Raw genomic sequence first — 17,498 nt, 5'->3', positions numbered from 1 at the left:
TCATGGCAGATTATCAGGGTAAAAAAGTCGTCATTATTGGGCTGGGTATGACCGGCCTGTCATGCGTGGACTTTTTCATGGCGCGCGGCGTGACGCCGCGTGTAATGGACACCCGCGTCGCGCCTCCGGGGCTGGATAAATTACCCGAATCGGTCGAATGCCATGTCGGCGGACTCAATGATACCTGGCTGCTGGCGGCGGATCTGATTGTCGCCAGTCCCGGCATCGCGCTGGCCCATCCTTCACTGAGCGCGGCAGCCGATGCAGGCGTAGAAATCGTTGGTGATATCGAGCTGTTCTGCCGCGAGGCGCAGGCGCCGATTATCGCCATTACCGGCTCTAACGGCAAAAGCACTGTCACTACTCTGGTGGGCGAGATGGCGAAAGCGGCCGGGGTTAACGTCGGCGTGGGCGGTAATATCGGCCTGCCGGCGCTGATGCTGCTGGACACCGATCGTGAGCTATATGTGCTGGAGCTCTCCAGCTTCCAGCTGGAAACGACCTCCAGCCTGCAGGCTGTGGCGGCAACCATCCTCAACGTGACTGAGGACCATATGGACCGCTACCCGCTGGGGCTGCAGCAGTATCGCGCGGCGAAGCTGCGGATTTACGAGAATGCAAAAACCTGCGTGGTGAACGCGGACGATGCGCTCACGATGCCGGTACGCGGGGCGGACGATCGCTGCATCAGCTTTGGTGTCGATGTCGGTGACTACCACCTTAACCGTCAGCAGGGCGAAACCTGGCTGCGCGTTAAAGGTGAGAAAGTCCTCAATGTGAAAGAGATGCCTCTCACCGGTCAGCATAACTACAGCAACGCCCTGGCGGCACTGGCGCTGGCCGATGCCGCGGGCCTGCCGCGGGCCAGTAGCCTCAAGGCATTAACCACCTTTACTGGCCTGGCCCATCGCTTTCAGCTGGTGCTGGATCACAACGGCGTACGCTGGATTAACGACTCGAAGGCAACCAACGTCGGCAGCACCGAGGCGGCGCTGAACGGCCTGCAGCTGGATGGCACGCTGTATCTTCTGCTGGGCGGCGACGGCAAGTCCGCTGATTTCACCCCGCTGAAGCGCTACCTCGGCGGCGATCGTATCCGTCTGTACTGCTTTGGTCGCGACGGCGCCGAGCTCGCCGAGCTGCGTCCTGACGTGGCGGTACAAACTGAAACCATGGAACAGGCGATGCGTCAGATAGCGCCCCTGGTGAAAGCGGGCGACATGGTTCTCCTGTCGCCGGCGTGCGCCAGCCTGGATCAGTTTAAGAATTTTGAACAACGGGGCGATATGTTTGCCCGTCTGGCGAAGGAGTTAGGTTGATGCGTTTCTCTCTCCCACGCCTGAGAATGCCGCAGCTGAGCTTGCCTCGGTTGAGACTGCCGCGACTGCCGGGGATGTTTATCTTCGCCTGGCTGTTCGCCGCGCTAAAAGGCTGGGTGATGGGCTCGCGCCCGAAAGATAACGACAGTCTGGTGATGTATGACCGGATGCTGCTATGGCTGACCTTCGGCCTGGCGGCGATCGGCTTTATCATGGTGACCTCGGCGTCGATGCCGGTGGGGCAGCGCCTGGCGAACGATCCTTTCCTCTTTGCCAAGCGTGATGGCCTGTACATTGTGCTGGCCTTTGTCCTCGCGCTGGTGACGCTGCGCCTGCCGATGGATTTCTGGCAGCGCCACAGTACCGCGATGCTGATTGCCTCAATTGTGATGCTGCTGATCGTACTGGTGGTGGGTAGCTCGGTAAACGGCGCATCGCGCTGGATCGCCCTCGGCCCGCTGCGCATCCAGCCGGCGGAGTTCACCAAGCTGTCGCTGTTCTGCTATATCGCCAACTATCTGGTGCGTAAAGCGGATGAAGTGCGTAACAACCTGCGCGGGTTCTTAAAACCGATGGGCGTGATTTTCGTGCTGGCGATCCTGCTGCTGGCGCAGCCTGACCTCGGTACCGTGGTGGTGCTGTTCGTCACCACGCTGGCGATGCTCTTCCTTGCCGGCGCGAAGCTGTGGCAGTTCATCGCCATTATCGGCATGGGTATCTCGGCGGTGGTCCTGCTGATCCTCGCCGAACCGTACCGTATTCGCCGCGTGACCTCCTTCTGGAACCCATGGGAAGACCCGTTCGGCAGTGGTTACCAGCTGACCCAGTCGCTGATGGCCTTTGGCCGCGGCGAGATGTGGGGGCAGGGCCTCGGCAACTCAGTGCAAAAACTGGAGTATTTGCCGGAAGCGCACACTGACTTTATCTTCGCCATTATCGGCGAAGAACTCGGTTATATCGGTGTGGTACTGGCGCTTTTAATGGTATTCTTCGTCGCTTTCCGCGCCATGTCGATTGGCCGTAAAGCGCTGGAGATCGATCATCGCTTCTCCGGCTTCCTCGCCTGTGCGATTGGCATCTGGTTTAGCTTCCAGGCGTTAGTTAACGTCGGGGCGGCGGCGGGGATGCTGCCGACGAAAGGTCTGACGCTGCCGCTGATCAGTTATGGTGGTTCCAGTCTGCTGATTATGTCGACGGCCATCATGTTGTTGTTGCGAATAGATTATGAAACGCGTCTGGAAAAAGCCCAGGCGTTTACACGGGGTGTTCGATGAGCGGTCAGGAAAAGCGGTTGATGGTGATGGCGGGCGGTACCGGCGGGCATGTGTTCCCGGGGCTGGCGGTCGCGCACCATTTAATGGACCAGGGCTGGCAGGTTCGCTGGCTGGGTACCGCCGATCGTATGGAAGCGGATTTAGTGCCGAAAAACGGCATCGAGATTGATTTTATCCGTATCTCCGGCCTACGTGGCAAAGGGATAAAAGCGCAACTGTTGGCGCCGGTGCGTATCTTCAACGCCTGGCGTCAGGCGCGAGCGATCATGAAGCGTTTCCAGCCGGATGTGGTGCTGGGCATGGGCGGCTATGTCTCCGGGCCTGGCGGTCTGGCGGCGTGGTCGTTGGGGATCCCGGTGGTCCTCCACGAACAAAACGGTATTGCCGGTCTGACCAACAAATGGCTGGCGAAGATTGCGAAGAAAGTGATGCAGGCGTTTCCCGGCGCGTTCCCACATGCGGACGTGGTCGGAAACCCGGTGCGTACCGATGTACTGGCGCTGCCGCTGCCGGGTCAGCGTCTGGTGGGGCGTCATGGACCGATTCGCGTGCTGGTGGTCGGTGGCTCTCAGGGCGCGCGCGTCCTGAACCAGACTATGCCGCAGGTGGCGGCGAAGCTCGGTGATGCGGTGACCATCTGGCATCAGAGCGGCAAAGGTGGCCAGCAAACCGTGCAACAGGCCTATGCCGCTGCGGGGCAGCCGCAGCATAAAGTGACGGAATTTATTGATGACATGGCCGCTGCCTATGCCTGGGCTGATGTCGTGGTTTGCCGTTCCGGCGCGCTGACGGTCAGCGAAATCGCGGCTGCAGGTTTACCGGCGCTGTTTGTACCCTTCCAGCACAAAGATCGTCAGCAGTACTGGAATGCGCTGCCGCTGGAGAAAGCCGGCGCGGCGAAAATTCTTGAACAGCCTGAGTTCACGGTAGAGGCGGTTGCCTCTACCCTGGCGAGCTGGGATCGGGAAACGTTGCTGGATATGGCGGAACGAGCGCGTGGCGCTTCGATTCCGGACGCTACCGAGCGAGTAGCAGAAGAGGTCAGCGCCGTAGCTTTGGCGCGCTAATTGCGGTGATTTTCACCGCCCGAATGACAGAAGTTGATGGCGTAAAGAATGAATACACAAGATTTGGCAAAACTGCGTTCCATAGTGCCCGAGATGCGTCGCGTCCGGCACATTCACTTTGTCGGCATCGGCGGTGCCGGTATGGGCGGTATTGCCGAAGTGTTGGCTAATGAAGGTTACCAGATCAGCGGCTCCGACCTGGCGCCGAATCCGGTGACCCAACAGCTGTCGCAGCTTGGCGCCACTATTTATTTCAACCATCGCCCGGAAAACGTGCGCGATGCCAGCGTTGTGGTCGTTTCCAGCGCGATTTCCGCGGATAACCCGGAAATCGTTGCCGCACACGAAGCGCGCATTCCGGTGATCCGCCGTGCGGAAATGCTGGCGGAGCTGATGCGCTTCCGCCACGGGATTGCGATTGCCGGAACTCACGGCAAAACCACTACCACCGCGATGGTGTCCAGTATTTACGCCGAAGCCGGGCTCGACCCGACCTTCGTCAACGGCGGGCTGGTGAAAGCGGCGGGCGTGCATGCCCGTCTCGGCCATAGCCGTTATCTGATTGCGGAAGCGGATGAGAGCGATGCGTCGTTCCTGCATCTGCAGCCGATGGTCGCGATTGTGACCAACATCGAAGCCGACCATATGGATACCTACCATGGCGACTTCGAAAATCTGAAGCAGACCTTTATTAACTTCCTGCACAACCTGCCGTTCTACGGACGCGCGGTGATGTGCGTGGACGATCCGGTTATTCGTGAACTGCTGCCGCGCGTAGGCCGGCAGATCACCACCTACGGTTTTAGCGACGACGCCGACGTTCGCGTCGAGGACTACCGTCAGCTTGGGGCTCAAGGCCATTTTCGCCTGGTGCGTCAGGATAAAGAGATCCTGCAGGTCACGCTCAATGCCCCGGGTCGCCATAACGCGCTGAACGCGGCGGCGGCGGTGGCCGTGGCGACGGAAGAGGGAATTGACGACCAGGCGATCCTGCGCGCGCTGGAAAGTTTCCAGGGAACCGGACGCCGCTTTGATTTTCTTGGCGAGTTTCCGCTGGCGGAAGTCAACGGCAAGCCGGGCAGCGCGATGCTGATCGATGACTACGGCCACCACCCGACGGAAGTGGACGCCACCATCAAAGCCGCGCGCGCTGGCTGGCCGGATAAAAATCTGGTGATGCTGTTCCAACCGCACCGTTATACCCGTACCCGCGATCTGTATGACGATTTCGCCAACGTGCTGACCCAGGTCGATGCGCTGCTGATGCTGGATGTCTATCCGGCGGGCGAAGCGCCGATCCCGGGCGCCGATAGCCGCTCACTGTGCCGTACGATCCGCGGTCGCGGTAAAGTTGACCCAATCCTGGTCTCTGACCCGGCCCAGGCCGCGGAGATGCTGGCGTCGGTGCTGACCGGTAACGATTTAGTGCTGGTGCAGGGCGCGGGCAATATCGGAAAAATTGCCCGTCACCTGGCTGAAATCAAACTGGCTCCGCAAAAAACGGAGGAAGAGCGCCATGGCTGATAAAATCGCGGTGCTTTTCGGTGGAACCTCCGCTGAACGTGAAGTGTCGCTGAATTCAGGCGCCGCGGTGCTGGCCGGGCTGCGTGAAGGCGGGGTGGATGCCCATCCGGTCGACCCGCGCGACATCGATATTACCCAGTTAAAAAATCTGGGCTTTAAGAAAGCGTTTATTGCCCTCCATGGCCGCGGCGGGGAAGATGGCACATTGCAGGGGCTGCTGGATCTGATCCAGTTGCCTTATACCGGCAGCGGGGTGATGGCCTCTGCGCTGTCGATGGATAAACTGCGCAGCAAATGGCTGTGGCAGGGGGCGGGATTGCCGGTCGCGCCGTGGGTCGCGCTGACCCGCGCCCAGTTTACTGCAGGACTTTCTGCTGCCGTTGAACAACAGATTGCGGCGCTGGGCCTGCCGGTCATCATCAAGCCGAGCCGTGAAGGCTCCAGCGTCGGGATGTCGAAAGTCAGCGAAAGCTGTGATTTACCGAGTGCATTGGCGCTGGCTTTTCAGCATGATGATGAAGTTTTGGTCGAAAAATGGCTTAGTGGGCCGGAATTTACCGTCGCCATCGTCGGTGAAGAAATTTTACCGTCAATACGTATCCAGGCCGCGGGAACCTTCTATGATTATGAGGCGAAGTATCTGTCTGATGAGACGCAATATTTCTGCCCTGGATTTGAAGATCCCGCGCGTGAGTCAGACATCCAGAGCCTGGTGCTTAAAGCCTGGAATGTTCTGGGGTGTAAAGGCTGGGGCCGTATTGACGTGATGCTGGACAGCGATGGCCAGTTTTATCTGCTGGAAGCAAATACTTCCCCGGGCATGACCAGCCATAGCCTTGTACCGATGGCGGCGCGTCAGGCAGGAATGAGCTTCTCCCAGCTTGTTGTACGAATTCTGGACCTGGCGGGGTGATATGTCGCAGGCTGCGCTGAATACGCGGAACCATGAAGAGGACGTTTCTTCTTCGCGTCGGAGTAATGGAACGCGGCTGGCAGGGATCGTTTTCCTGCTGGCGGTGCTGTTTACCGTGCTGGTCAGCGGGTGGATGGTTCTTGGCTGGATGGAAGATGCGCAGCGCTTGCCGCTGTCGAAGATGGTGGTGACCGGCGAGCGTCACTATACGCGCAATGATGACATCCGCCAGGCGATTCTGGCGTTGGGTTCACCGGGTACTTTCATGACTCAGGATGTGAACATTATTCAGAGTCAAATTGAACGCTTGCCGTGGATTAAGCAGGCGAGCGTCCGTAAGCAGTGGCCCGATGAATTGAAGATTCATCTGGTTGAATATGTGCCGATTGCGCGCTGGAATGATCAACATATGGTGGATGCAGAAGGAAATGCCTTCAGCGTACCGGCGGATCGCACCAGCAAACAGAATTTACCGATGTTATACGGCCCGGAAGGCAGTGAGAACGAAGTGCTGCAAGGGTATCGTGACATGGGGCAGGTGCTGGCAAAGGATAAATTCACGTTGAAAGTGGCGGCGATGACCGCCCGTCGCTCCTGGCAGTTGACGCTTAATAATGACATTAAGCTCAACCTTGGCCGTGGCGATACCATGAAACGGCTTCAGCGCTTTATGGAACTCTACCCGGTTCTCCAGCAGCAGGCGCAGACCGACGGCAAACGGATTAGCTACGTTGATTTGCGTTATGACTCGGGTGCGGCAGTGGGCTGGGTACCTGCTCCCGTAGAGGAAACTAATCAACAACAGAATCAGGCACAGGCAGAACAACAATGATCAAGGCGACGGACAGAAAACTGGTAGTTGGACTGGAGATTGGCACCGCTAAGGTGGCCGCTTTAGTAGGGGAAGTTCTGCCCGACGGCATGATTAATATCATCGGCGTGGGCAGTTGCCCATCACGTGGTATGGATAAAGGCGGTGTGAACGACCTCGAGTCGGTGGTGAAATGCGTACAGCGCGCCATCGACCAGGCCGAACTGATGGCGGATTGCCAGATTTCATCAGTTTATTTGGCACTTTCGGGTAAACATATAAGCTGTCAGAATGAAATCGGGATGGTACCGATTTCGGAAGAAGAAGTGACGCTGGATGACGTTGAGAACGTGGTCCACACCGCGAAGTCGGTTCGCGTCCGCGATGAACATCGCGTCCTGCACGTGATTCCGCAGGAATATGCCATCGACTACCAGGAAGGGATTAAAAATCCGGTAGGGCTGTCTGGTGTGCGTATGCAGGCGAAGGTGCATCTGATTACCTGCCATAACGATATGGCGAAAAACATTGTTAAAGCGGTGGAACGTTGCGGTCTGAAAGTTGACCAACTTATTTTCGCCGGGTTAGCGGCCAGTTATTCGGTATTAACAGAAGACGAACGTGAGCTGGGCGTCTGCGTCGTGGACATCGGCGGTGGTACAATGGATATCGCCGTCTACACCGGCGGCGCATTGCGTCACACCAAAGTGATCCCGTACGCCGGGAACGTGGTGACCAGCGATATCGCCTATGCCTTTGGTACGCCGCCGAGCGATGCCGAAGCGATTAAGGTTCGTCACGGTTGCGCATTAGGTTCCATCGTCGGTAAAGACGAAAACGTCGAAGTCCCGAGCGTAGGCGGACGTCCGCCGCGCAGCCTGCAGCGTCAGACGCTGGCAGAGGTGATTGAACCGCGTTATACCGAGCTGCTTAATCTGGTCAACGAAGAGATCCTGCAGCTGCAGGAACAGCTCCGCCAGCAGGGTGTCAAACATCATCTGGCGGCAGGGATTGTGTTAACCGGCGGCGCGGCGCAAATTGAAGGCCTGGCGGCCTGCGCGCAGCGGGTGTTCCATACCCAGGTGCGCATTGGCGCGCCACTGAACATTACAGGTTTAACGGATTACGCTCAGGAGCCGTATTATTCGACGGCGGTTGGGCTGCTGCACTACGGCAAAGAGTCACATCTCAGTGGTGAAGCGGAAGTCGAAAAACGCGTGACGGCGTCAGTGGGTTCGTGGATTAAACGACTCAACAGCTGGCTGCGAAAAGAGTTTTAATTTTTTAAGAGAACGCAGACAATTAGCGTTCTCAGGCGACAGGCACAAGACGGAGAGAAACTATGTTTGAACCTATGGAACTGACCAACGACGCGGTGATTAAAGTCATCGGCGTCGGTGGCGGCGGCGGTAACGCCGTTGAACACATGGTGCGCGAGCGCATTGAGGGTGTTGAATTCTTCGCGGTGAACACCGATGCGCAGGCGCTGCGTAAAACGGCTGTTGGCCAGACTATCCAGATTGGTAGCGGTATTACCAAAGGTCTGGGTGCGGGCGCGAACCCGGAAGTCGGCCGCAATGCGGCGGACGAAGACCGCGAAGCGCTGCGTGCGGCCCTTGATGGCGCAGACATGGTGTTCATCGCGGCAGGTATGGGCGGCGGTACCGGTACCGGTGCGGCGCCAGTGGTTGCGGAAGTGGCGAAGGATCTGGGTATCCTCACCGTTGCGGTGGTCACGAAGCCGTTTAATTTCGAAGGCAAGAAGCGCATGGCGTTTGCTGAGCAGGGGATCACCGAGCTGTCCAAGCACGTTGACTCACTGATCACCATCCCGAACGACAAGCTGCTGAAAGTACTCGGCCGTGGTATTTCTCTGCTCGACGCGTTCGGCGCGGCAAACGATGTACTGAAAGGCGCGGTGCAGGGTATCGCCGAACTGATTACGCGTCCGGGCCTGATGAACGTCGACTTCGCGGACGTCCGTACCGTGATGTCAGAAATGGGCTACGCGATGATGGGCTCCGGCGTGGCGAGTGGTGAAGACCGTGCGGAAGAAGCGGCTGAAATGGCTATCTCTTCTCCGCTGCTGGAAGATATCGACCTGTCCGGCGCGCGCGGCGTACTGGTTAACATCACTGCGGGCTTCGACCTGCGTCTGGATGAGTTCGAAACCGTGGGTAACACCATCCGTGCCTTTGCGTCGGATAACGCGACCGTAGTTATCGGTACTTCTCTGGACCCGGATATGAACGACGAGCTGCGCGTGACCGTGGTGGCGACTGGTATCGGCATGGACAAGCGTCCGGAAATTACCCTGGTGACCAACAAACAGGTTCAGCAGCCGGTGATGGATCGCTACCAGCAGCACGGTATGTCGCCGCTGACGCAAGAGCAGAAGCCGGCAGCAAAAGTGGTGAACGACAATACGCCGCAAACCGCGAAAGAGCCGGATTATCTGGATATCCCAGCCTTCCTGCGTAAGCAAGCCGATTAAGAATCGACTGGAAGTTGGGCATCTGCGCTCTTTGTGCTAAACTGGCCTCCCGATAGTGGTGTACACTTCGGTTGGATAGGTAAATTGGCGAGATTATACGATGATCAAACAAAGGACTCTTAAACGTATCGTTCAGGCGACTGGTGTCGGTTTGCATACCGGCAAGAAAGTCACACTGACGTTACGCCCTGCGCCGGCAAATACCGGGGTCATCTATCGTCGCACCGACTTGAATCCACCGGTAGATTTTCCGGCTGATGCCAAATCTGTGCGTGATACCATGCTCTGTACTTGCCTGGTTAATGAGCATGACGTGCGGATTTCTACGGTTGAACACCTGAACGCCGCATTGGCTGGCTTGGGTATCGACAACATTATTGTTGAAGTCGATGCGCCGGAAATCCCGATTATGGACGGCAGTGCGGCTCCGTTCGTTTATCTGTTGCTGGACGCCGGCATCGATGAACTGAACTGCGCCAAGAAATTTGTTCGTATCAAAGAGACGGTTCGCGTCGAAGATGGCGACAAATGGGCTGAATTCAAACCGTACAATGGTTTTTCGCTGGATTTCACCATCGATTTTAACCATCCGGCGATTGATGCCAGCACCCAGCGCTATACGCTGAACTTCTCGGCCGATGCGTTCATGCGTCAGATTAGCCGTGCGCGTACCTTCGGTTTCATGCGCGATATCGAATATCTGCAGTCCCGCGGCCTGTGCCTGGGCGGCAGCTTCGATTGTGCCATCGTTGTTGACGATTATCGCGTACTGAACGAAGACGGTCTGCGCTTTGAAGACGAATTTGTTCGCCACAAAATGCTGGATGCGATCGGTGACCTGTTTATGTGTGGTCACAACATTATCGGCGCATTCACGGCGTACAAATCGGGTCACGCGTTGAATAACAAACTGCTGCAGGCGGTCCTGGCAAAACAGGAAGCCTGGGAGTATGTGACCTTCGAAGACGACGCAAAACTGCCTATGGCGTTCCGCGCACCGTCGATGGTTCTGGCGTAAGCCTGACCATTCAGTAAATTCGACTGGTAACCTGGTACTCTCTCCGACCAGGGAACCAGTCGTTTTTCTTTTATAACCCCTTCCAGTTATTTTTCGCAGTGATTGTCGGGCAATAATTAGCGCGCGTTCGCTGTTTTATTAAGCGTTTTCCCCGGGCAATCGCCTTCATTCATGCTGCCTCAGCGCGGTAATAATGTTAGTATTTGAGCGCAAAATTATTTCTCCGGGTTGCTTTACCCCGTGGATGTCAGGGTGTCCTGCAAAAAACGCTAATTAAGAGGCAGCCTGAACGACGACGGGTATACCAACGAAAGGTAATGAAAGTGAGTGGATTGCTGACGCGCTGGCGACAGTTTGGCAGACGGTATTTTTGGCCGCATCTCCTGTTGGGGATGGTCGCGGCCAGCTTCGGCCTGCCTGCGCTTAGCAACAGCCACGAAACTGCGACGCCGGCGAAGGCAACGTCCAGCAACCATAATCCGAGCAAAGTTAACTTCTCTCAGCTGGCGCTGCTGGAGAGTAATCGTCGGCCGAACTTTACCGTCGACTACTGGCATCAGCACGCCATTCGCACCGTTATTCGTCATCTCTCCTTCGCGATGGCGCCACAGGCATTGCCGGTGGCGGAAGAAACTTCCCCGCTGCAGGCCCAACATCTGGCGCTGCTTGATACGCTCAGCGCGCTGCTGACCCAGGACAGCACGCCGCCGGTGGTGATCCGCCAGGTGGCTTACATCTCTTCCTCATATTCTGCCTTCCGCGTGAGCGCCTGGATTAGCCAGGTGGCGGGGATCCGCGCAGGACCTCAACGTCTCAGCTGAAAATAACCACGGACCATCCTATTTTTTGTGACTCCGCACCGCGGGGCGTTTGAGATTTTATTATGCTTATTAAAATGTTAACTAAGGTTTTCGGCAGCCGTAACGACCGTACGCTGCGTCGTATGCGCAAAGTTGTCAATATCATCAACGGTATGGAACCGGCGATGGAAAAACTCTCTGATGACGAGCTGAAAGCGAAAACTGCTGAATTCCGCGCGCGCCTGGAAAAAGGCGAAGTGCTGGAAAACCTGATCCCGGAAGCCTTTGCCGTCGTTCGCGAAGCCAGTAAGCGTGTGTTCGGCATGCGCCACTTCGACGTCCAGCTGCTGGGCGGTATGGTGCTTAACGATCGCTGCATCGCCGAGATGCGTACTGGTGAAGGTAAAACGCTGACCGCGACCCTGCCGGCGTACCTCAACGCGCTGACCGGTAAAGGCGTCCACGTGGTGACCGTCAACGACTATCTGGCGCAGCGTGACGCCGAAAACAACCGTCCGCTGTTCGAATTCCTTGGTATGAGCGTGGGCATCAATATGTCCGGTCTGCCGGCGCCGGCGAAGCGTGAAGCCTACGCTGCCGATATTACCTACGGCACCAACAACGAATACGGCTTCGACTATCTGCGCGACAACATGGCCTTCAGCCCGGAAGAGCGCGTTCAACGTAAACTGCACTATGCGCTGGTGGATGAGGTGGACTCCATCCTGATCGACGAAGCGCGTACCCCGCTGATCATTTCCGGTCCGGCGGAAGACAGCTCTGAAATGTACCGTAAGGTAAACAAAATCATCCCGCATCTGATCCGTCAGGAAAAAGAGGATTCGGATACCTTTACCGGTGAAGGCCACTTCTCTGTTGATGAGAAAGCCCGCCAGGTTAACCTGACCGAACGCGGTCTGGTGCTCATCGAAGAGCTGCTGGTGCAGGAAGGCATTATGGAAGAAGGTGAGTCGCTGTACTCCCCGACCAACATCATGCTGATGCACCATGTGACCGCCGCGCTGCGCGCCCATGCGTTGTTCACCCGCGACGTTGACTACATCGTTAAAGATGGCGAAGTTATCATCGTCGATGAGCACACTGGCCGTACGATGCAAGGCCGCCGTTGGTCCGATGGTCTGCACCAGGCGGTAGAAGCCAAAGAAGGCGTGGAGATCCAGAACGAGAACCAGACGCTGGCCTCTATCACCTTCCAGAACTACTTCCGCCTGTACGAGAAACTGGCGGGGATGACCGGTACAGCGGATACCGAAGCCTTCGAATTCAGCTCTATCTATAAGCTGGATACCGTTGTCGTGCCGACCAACCGTCCGATGATCCGTAAGGACATGGCGGATCTGGTCTATATGACCGAAGCGGAAAAAATTCAGGCGATTATCGAAGATATTAAAACCCGCACCGCTGCCGGCCAGCCGGTGCTGGTGGGGACTATCTCGATCGAAAAATCCGAAGTAGTTTCGCGCGAGCTGACCAAAGCCGGCATCAAGCACAACGTACTGAACGCCAAGTTCCACGCCAGCGAAGCGGATATCGTCGCCCAGGCGGGTTATCCGGCAGCGGTGACCATTGCCACCAACATGGCGGGTCGTGGTACCGATATTATGCTCGGCGGTAGCTGGCAGGCGGAAGTCGCCGCGCTGGAAAATCCGACGCCGGAACAGATTGAAAAAATCAAAGCGGACTGGCAGGTGCGCCATGATGCGGTTCTGGCCGCAGGCGGTCTACACATTATCGGTACTGAGCGTCATGAATCACGCCGTATCGATAACCAGCTGCGTGGCCGTGCGGGTCGTCAGGGTGATGCCGGTTCGTCTCGCTTCTACCTGTCGATGGAAGATGCTCTGATGCGTATCTTCGCCTCCGATCGTGTGTCCGGCATGATGCGCAAACTGGGGATGAAGCCGGGTGAAGCCATCGAGCACCCGTGGGTAACTAAGGCTATCGCCAACGCTCAGCGTAAAGTGGAAAGCCGTAACTTCGATATTCGTAAGCAGCTGCTGGAATATGATGATGTGGCCAACGACCAGCGCCGCGCGATCTACACTCAGCGTAACGAACTGCTGGACGTGTCTGATGTCAGCGAAACCATCAACAGCATCCGCGAAGACGTCTTTAAAGCGACTATCGATGCGCATATTCCGCCGCAGTCGCTGGAAGAGATGTGGGATATTGAAGGCCTGCAGGAGCGTCTGAAAAACGACTTCGACCTCGAGCTGCCGATCAAAGAGTGGCTGGATAAAGAGCCGGAGCTGCATGAAGAGACCCTGCGTGAACGTATTCTGCAGAGCGCGGTAGAAACCTACCAGCGTAAAGAAGAAGTGGTCGGTGCCGAGATGATGCGTCACTTTGAGAAAGGCGTGATGCTGCAGACCCTGGACTCCCTGTGGAAAGAGCACCTGGCAGCGATGGACTATCTGCGTCAGGGTATCCATCTGCGTGGCTATGCGCAGAAAGATCCGAAGCAGGAGTACAAGCGCGAATCGTTCTCTATGTTTGCTGCGATGCTGGAGTCACTGAAGTATGAAGTGATTAGCACCCTGAGCAAAGTCCAGGTGCGTATGCCGGAAGAAGTCGAAGCGATGGAGCAACAGCGTCGTGAAGAAGCCGAGCGCCTGGCGCAGATGCAGCAGCTCAGCCATCAGAGCGATGATGAGGCCGCTGCCGAGGATCTGGCGGCACAAACCGGCGAGCGTAAAGTGGGGCGTAACGATCCCTGTCCGTGCGGTTCCGGTAAAAAATATAAACAGTGCCACGGCCGTCTGAGCTAAGGCCTGATAAAAAAACAAAGGCGCAGAGTTCTGCGCCTTTTTTATGGAGCTGATTCAATGAAAAAACTGCAAATCGCCGTCGGGATAATTCGCAATCCGCAAGGCGAAATCTTTATTACCCAGCGCGCCGCTGATGCCCATATGGCGAATAAGCTGGAGTTCCCGGGCGGGAAGATTGAATCTGATGAGACGCCGGAGCAGGCGCTAATTCGCGAGCTGCAGGAAGAGGTTGGAATTACGGTAAGGTCTGCAACGCTATTTGATAAGCTGGAGTATCAGTTCCCTGACCGCCATATAACGCTGTGGTTTTTCCTTGTGGAAAGTTGGCAAGGCGAGCCATGGGGTAAAGAAGGGCAACCGGGACGGTGGATGGCGGGTCAGACACTGGATCCAGAGGCGTTCCCCCCGGCGAATGAACCGGTTATCAACAAACTTATCGGCCTGGGCTGAGCGTCAAGCTACAACGCTAACCCGATAATTATCGGGTTAGCGTGCCGGTAAATCAGGGCTGCTGCTCGCTCCAGTCATCGCTGTCGGAGAGATCGCCCGCACTGGGGATGCGTTTCTCTTCTGCGGCCCATTCTCCCAGATCGATCAGCTGACAGCGCTTGCTGCAGAATGGACGAAAGGGACTCTGCTCGCCCCACACCACGTTTTTGCCGCAGGTCGGGCAGTTGACGATGGTCTCTTCAGACATGTTATCTCCTTAGCAGCAGGCCAGTTCAAAATCAAAGCGCTCCGGCACGATCCCATACTCACTGTCCAGCGGCAGGAAACGAATAGCGAAACGGCTCTTATGGCCGGAGATCTGCGGATACAGCTGGTGAGCCAGATCGAGACGCAGACGTAGCAGATCGGCATCTTCGCCATTATCCTGGTAAAAGCCGTTGAGGCTAGTCTGTTTGCGAAACAGCGCAGAGTTACGGATCAGGTCGAGGATCAGGTTCAGGGACTGGATCAGCGGATCGAGGCTGGCGAGCCAGTTGGCCACCTGCTCATCCCGATGCGCCTGTGGCATATGGAGCCAGATATGCAGGGTCGGTAAATCGAAGCTGCAGCAGCCGCCTGGAATACTCAGGCGCTGACGCACCAGCGCAATCAGGCGATCTTCACGCAGAAACTGGCCAATACGCGGCGCGGCCATCAGGGTGCTGGAGGATTGCTTCAGCTGCTGGCGTAGTTCGTTAATGCGCTCCTGATCGACGCCCGGTACTTCAGCCCAGGACTGGAGCTTGCGCTGCTGGCGCTCCAGTTCTTTAACCAGGTCGGTACGCACCTCGCCACGCTCCAGCACATCCAACAGATCGCCGGCGTTACGGAAAAAATGGAGCGCATCGGCATGAGTGGCAATCATCGGATGGAAAGCCATTTGCTGGATCAGAAATTCGATGCGCAGCCAGGTACGCATTTTCTCATTAAGGGGATGTTCAAACAGAACGGGGGTATGCATTACGAGTTTTCCTGTGAGGCGGCCTGCGATGCCAGCATTAAATACTTTTCGTGCAGGCGGGCAACATCCGATGCCACTGCATCCGGCGTGCCAGTGTTTTCAATAACATCGTCCGCGACGGCCAGGCGCTGCTCGCGCGTGGCCTGAGCGGCAAGAATATGTTCAGCATGTTCGCGGCTGACCTTGTCACGCAGCATGGTGCGTTCGATCTGCGTTTCTTTTGGCACATCGACGACCAGTACGCGATCGGCCTGACCGGACAGGCGGTTTTCGACCAGCAAAGGTACGACCCAGAGGAGATAAGGGGAGGTAGCAGCCTGCATCTGGCGGCGCGTTTCCTGCTGGATCAGCGGATGCAACAGCGCGTTAAGCCAGGCTTTATCCTCCACGTGAGCAAAAATTTTTTCCCGCAGCAGGCGGCGGTTCAGCGTGCCGTCGGGGGCAATCATCTGCGACCCAAAGTGGCCGGCGATGGCCTGGAGCGCTGGGGTGCCAGGTTCGACCACCTGGCGGGCGATAACATCGGCATCAACAACGTTAACCCCGAGCTGCGCGAAGGCGTCTGCGACCGTGCTTTTACCGCTGCCGATCCCACCTGTTAACGCGACTGTGTACCCCATATCTTCTGACCCTGAAACGGATTGCTCGTATTTTTTGCATTCAGACAGCGATGACTGGCCGCACGTCGGAGAGGTGATAGTGATCATGTCGTGATAGTCACGTGCCAACCGGGATCGCCGCCCGCTATTCTGTTTCTTTTAATCAAGCAAATCAAATGGTTAAAAATAATACGCTGGCGAGGAAAGGCATAAGCGCTTTTTTCTCCATTCACCAGGTAAATTTATACGATTGTAGCGTAAAAAAAGTGAAAATCGCAGTCTTGCGCAGGCCTGATTCGTGCGTATGATAACGTCACTGGAGTTGTGCTCTCACAATAATGCAATTAACCCCAGGAATTCGCACATGCGTATTGAAGAAGATCTGAAGCTTGGTTTCAAAGACGTTCTTATCCGCCCGAAACGCTCTACTCTCAAAAGCCGTTCTGATGTTGAGCTGGAACGTGAATTCACTTTCAAACATTCAGGCCAGACCTGGTCCGGTGTGCCAATTATTGCGGCCAACATGGATACCGTCGGCACCTTCAGTATGGCGCAAGCACTGGCCACTTTTGGTATTCTGACCGCGGTACACAAGCACTACACCGTTGAGGAATGGCAGGCGTTTGTACAGGGCGCGTCCGCAGACGTCCTCAAGCATGTGATGGTTTCCACCGGCACTTCCGATGCGGATTTCGAAAAGACGCAACAGATCCTCTCTCAGAATCCGCAACTGAAATTTGTGTGCATCGACGTGGCTAACGGCTACTCTGAGCACTTCGTGCAGTTTGTGGCGAAAGCTCGTGAAGCCTGGCCGCAGAAAACCATTATCGCCGGAAACGTGGTCACTGGTGAAATGTGCGAAGAGCTGATCCTCTCTGGCGCCGATATTGTGAAAGTCGGGATTGGCCCGGGTTCCGTCTGCACTACCCGCGTCAAAACTGGCGTCGGCTATCCGCAGCTCTCCGCCGTGATCGAGTGCGCTGATGCGGCGCACGGCCTGGGCGGCCAGATCATCAGCGACGGGGGATGCACCATGCCGGGTGATGTGGCGAAAGCTTTCGGCGGCGGCGCCGATTTCGTGATGCTCGGCGGCATGCTGGCGGGCCATGAAGAGAGCGGCGGAACCATCGTTGAAGAGAACGGGGAAAAATTCATGCTGTTCTATGGCATGAGCTCCGAGTCGGCGATGACGCGCCATGTTGGCGGTGTCGCGAAATACCGCGCGGCGGAAGGTAAAACCGTTAAGCTACCGCTGCGTGGCCCGGTGGATAATACTGCTCGCGATATCCTTGGCGGCCTGCGTTCAGCCTGCACCTATGTTGGCGCGTCGCGTCTGAAAGAGCTGACCAAACGGACGACCTTTATCCGCGTTCAGGAACAAGAGAACCGGATATTCAATAGCCTGTAAGCGGCTTCGCTGGCGCCTGTGCTGCGCCAGCG

General features: G+C 56.7%; 16 protein-coding genes. 13 read left to right on the top strand and 3 right to left on the bottom strand.

All coding sequences use genetic code 11. The features are described 5' to 3' along the window. Window positions 1-2: 2 nt before the first annotated feature. The 12 genes from murD to mutT all read left to right on the top strand — a co-directional run bounded on the left by murD (window position 3) and on the right by mutT (window position 14,459). Window positions 3-1,319 (top strand): UDP-N-acetylmuramoyl-L-alanine--D-glutamate ligase, encoded by a 1,317-nt coding sequence (murD, locus tag NKJ21_RS13850; RefSeq protein WP_008807433.1) that lies wholly within the window; start codon window positions 3-5, stop codon window positions 1,317-1,319. Then, a complete protein-coding gene (ftsW, locus tag NKJ21_RS13845; protein ID WP_004204337.1) occupies window positions 1,319-2,593 on the top strand; it encodes a cell division protein FtsW in 1,275 nt (424 codons plus the stop codon). Before murD ends, ftsW begins: the two co-directional genes overlap by 1 nt. Next, entirely contained in the window at window positions 2,590-3,660 is a 1,071-nt protein-coding gene (gene murG, locus NKJ21_RS13840) for an undecaprenyldiphospho-muramoylpentapeptide beta-N-acetylglucosaminyltransferase (RefSeq protein WP_008807432.1), read from the top strand. Before ftsW ends, murG begins: the two co-directional genes overlap by 4 nt. Before the next feature lie 48 nt (window positions 3,661-3,708). After that, the gene (gene murC / locus NKJ21_RS13835; protein ID WP_008807431.1) at window positions 3,709-5,184 is read left to right on the top strand and encodes a UDP-N-acetylmuramate--L-alanine ligase; all 1,476 of its coding nucleotides are present in this window, start codon (window positions 3,709-3,711) and stop codon (window positions 5,182-5,184) included. Continuing rightward, complete coding sequence (locus NKJ21_RS13830) at window positions 5,177-6,097, top strand: D-alanine--D-alanine ligase (RefSeq protein ID WP_008807430.1); 921 nt, start codon at window positions 5,177-5,179, stop codon at window positions 6,095-6,097. The genes murC and NKJ21_RS13830 overlap by 8 nt, the downstream gene beginning before the upstream one ends. Before the next feature lies 1 nt (window position 6,098). Beyond that, complete coding sequence (gene ftsQ, locus NKJ21_RS13825) at window positions 6,099-6,929, top strand: cell division protein FtsQ (protein ID WP_008807429.1); 831 nt, start codon at window positions 6,099-6,101, stop codon at window positions 6,927-6,929. Beyond that, window positions 6,926-8,188: a cell division protein FtsA gene (gene ftsA / locus NKJ21_RS13820; protein ID WP_004204343.1), complete on the top strand. Its 1,263-nt coding sequence runs from the start codon at window positions 6,926-6,928 to the stop codon at window positions 8,186-8,188. The genes ftsQ and ftsA overlap by 4 nt, the downstream gene beginning before the upstream one ends. Before the next feature lie 62 nt (window positions 8,189-8,250). Beyond that, entirely contained in the window at window positions 8,251-9,402 is a 1,152-nt protein-coding gene (gene ftsZ / locus NKJ21_RS13815) for a cell division protein FtsZ (protein WP_002888628.1), read from the top strand. Window positions 9,403-9,502: 100 nt separating this feature from the next. Then, complete coding sequence (gene lpxC / locus NKJ21_RS13810) at window positions 9,503-10,420, top strand: UDP-3-O-acyl-N-acetylglucosamine deacetylase (RefSeq protein WP_002888632.1); 918 nt, start codon at window positions 9,503-9,505, stop codon at window positions 10,418-10,420. 323 nt (window positions 10,421-10,743) lie between these two features. Next, window positions 10,744-11,241 carry a secA translation cis-regulator SecM gene (gene secM / locus NKJ21_RS13805; RefSeq protein ID WP_049245540.1) on the top strand — a complete coding sequence of 166 codons (498 nt, stop codon included), beginning with the start codon at window positions 10,744-10,746 and terminating at the stop codon, window positions 11,239-11,241. 62 nt (window positions 11,242-11,303) lie between these two features. Then, the gene (gene secA / locus NKJ21_RS13800) at window positions 11,304-14,009 is read left to right on the top strand and encodes a preprotein translocase subunit SecA (RefSeq protein ID WP_008807427.1); all 2,706 of its coding nucleotides are present in this window, start codon (window positions 11,304-11,306) and stop codon (window positions 14,007-14,009) included. 57 nt (window positions 14,010-14,066) lie between these two features. Further along, a complete protein-coding gene (gene mutT / locus NKJ21_RS13795; protein ID WP_012968936.1) occupies window positions 14,067-14,459 on the top strand; it encodes an 8-oxo-dGTP diphosphatase MutT in 393 nt (130 codons plus the stop codon). Window positions 14,460-14,511: 52 nt separating this feature from the next. On the opposite strand, the gene yacG is transcribed toward mutT, so the two are convergent. Genes yacG through coaE form a run of 3 tightly spaced genes read right to left on the bottom strand, consistent with a single transcriptional unit; the run spans window position 14,512 to window position 16,079 of the window. After that, window positions 14,512-14,706 (bottom strand): DNA gyrase inhibitor YacG, encoded by a 195-nt coding sequence (gene yacG, locus NKJ21_RS13790; protein WP_008807425.1) that lies wholly within the window; start codon window positions 14,704-14,706, stop codon window positions 14,512-14,514. Between the two features lie 9 nt (window positions 14,707-14,715). Next, entirely contained in the window at window positions 14,716-15,459 is a 744-nt protein-coding gene (gene zapD / locus NKJ21_RS13785; protein ID WP_023322067.1) for a cell division protein ZapD, read from the bottom strand. Beyond that, complete coding sequence (gene coaE / locus NKJ21_RS13780; RefSeq protein WP_008807423.1) at window positions 15,459-16,079, bottom strand: dephospho-CoA kinase; 621 nt, start codon at window positions 16,077-16,079, stop codon at window positions 15,459-15,461. Before coaE ends, zapD begins: the two co-directional genes overlap by 1 nt. 343 nt (window positions 16,080-16,422) lie before the next feature. Between coaE and NKJ21_RS13775 the strand changes: the two genes are divergently transcribed. Then, a complete protein-coding gene (locus NKJ21_RS13775; protein ID WP_022066125.1) occupies window positions 16,423-17,466 on the top strand; it encodes a GMP reductase in 1,044 nt (347 codons plus the stop codon). Window positions 17,467-17,498 lie beyond the last annotated feature (32 nt).

The sequence above is a fragment of the Klebsiella sp. SWET4 genome, assembly GCF_024296565.1.
Taxonomy (GTDB): Bacteria; Pseudomonadota; Gammaproteobacteria; order Enterobacterales; family Enterobacteriaceae; genus Klebsiella; species Klebsiella variicola.
Note: the sequence above shows the minus strand (reverse complement) of the source record. Positions and strands in the feature narration are given on the sequence as shown.

What these genes read in the sequence shown, in the direction of transcription:
- coaE (WP_008807423.1), bottom strand. Translation starts at nt 16,079, where the DNA reads ATGGGGTACACAGTCGCGTTAACAGGTGGGATCGGCAGCGGTAAAAGC.
- ftsZ (WP_002888628.1), top strand. Translation starts at nt 8,251, where the DNA reads ATGTTTGAACCTATGGAACTGACCAACGACGCGGTGATTAAAGTCATC.
- ftsA (WP_004204343.1), top strand. Translation starts at nt 6,926, where the DNA reads ATGATCAAGGCGACGGACAGAAAACTGGTAGTTGGACTGGAGATTGGC.
- ftsQ (WP_008807429.1), top strand. Translation starts at nt 6,099, where the DNA reads ATGTCGCAGGCTGCGCTGAATACGCGGAACCATGAAGAGGACGTTTCT.
- lpxC (WP_002888632.1), top strand. Translation starts at nt 9,503, where the DNA reads ATGATCAAACAAAGGACTCTTAAACGTATCGTTCAGGCGACTGGTGTC.
- murG (WP_008807432.1), top strand. Translation starts at nt 2,590, where the DNA reads ATGAGCGGTCAGGAAAAGCGGTTGATGGTGATGGCGGGCGGTACCGGC.
- NKJ21_RS13830 (WP_008807430.1), top strand. Translation starts at nt 5,177, where the DNA reads ATGGCTGATAAAATCGCGGTGCTTTTCGGTGGAACCTCCGCTGAACGT.
- yacG (WP_008807425.1), bottom strand. Translation starts at nt 14,706, where the DNA reads ATGTCTGAAGAGACCATCGTCAACTGCCCGACCTGCGGCAAAAACGTG.
- secA (WP_008807427.1), top strand. Translation starts at nt 11,304, where the DNA reads ATGCTTATTAAAATGTTAACTAAGGTTTTCGGCAGCCGTAACGACCGT.
- ftsW (WP_004204337.1), top strand. Translation starts at nt 1,319, where the DNA reads ATGCGTTTCTCTCTCCCACGCCTGAGAATGCCGCAGCTGAGCTTGCCT.
- zapD (WP_023322067.1), bottom strand. Translation starts at nt 15,459, where the DNA reads ATGCATACCCCCGTTCTGTTTGAACATCCCCTTAATGAGAAAATGCGT.
- mutT (WP_012968936.1), top strand. Translation starts at nt 14,067, where the DNA reads ATGAAAAAACTGCAAATCGCCGTCGGGATAATTCGCAATCCGCAAGGC.
- murC (WP_008807431.1), top strand. Translation starts at nt 3,709, where the DNA reads ATGAATACACAAGATTTGGCAAAACTGCGTTCCATAGTGCCCGAGATG.
- NKJ21_RS13775 (WP_022066125.1), top strand. Translation starts at nt 16,423, where the DNA reads ATGCGTATTGAAGAAGATCTGAAGCTTGGTTTCAAAGACGTTCTTATC.
- murD (WP_008807433.1), top strand. Translation starts at nt 3, where the DNA reads ATGGCAGATTATCAGGGTAAAAAAGTCGTCATTATTGGGCTGGGTATG.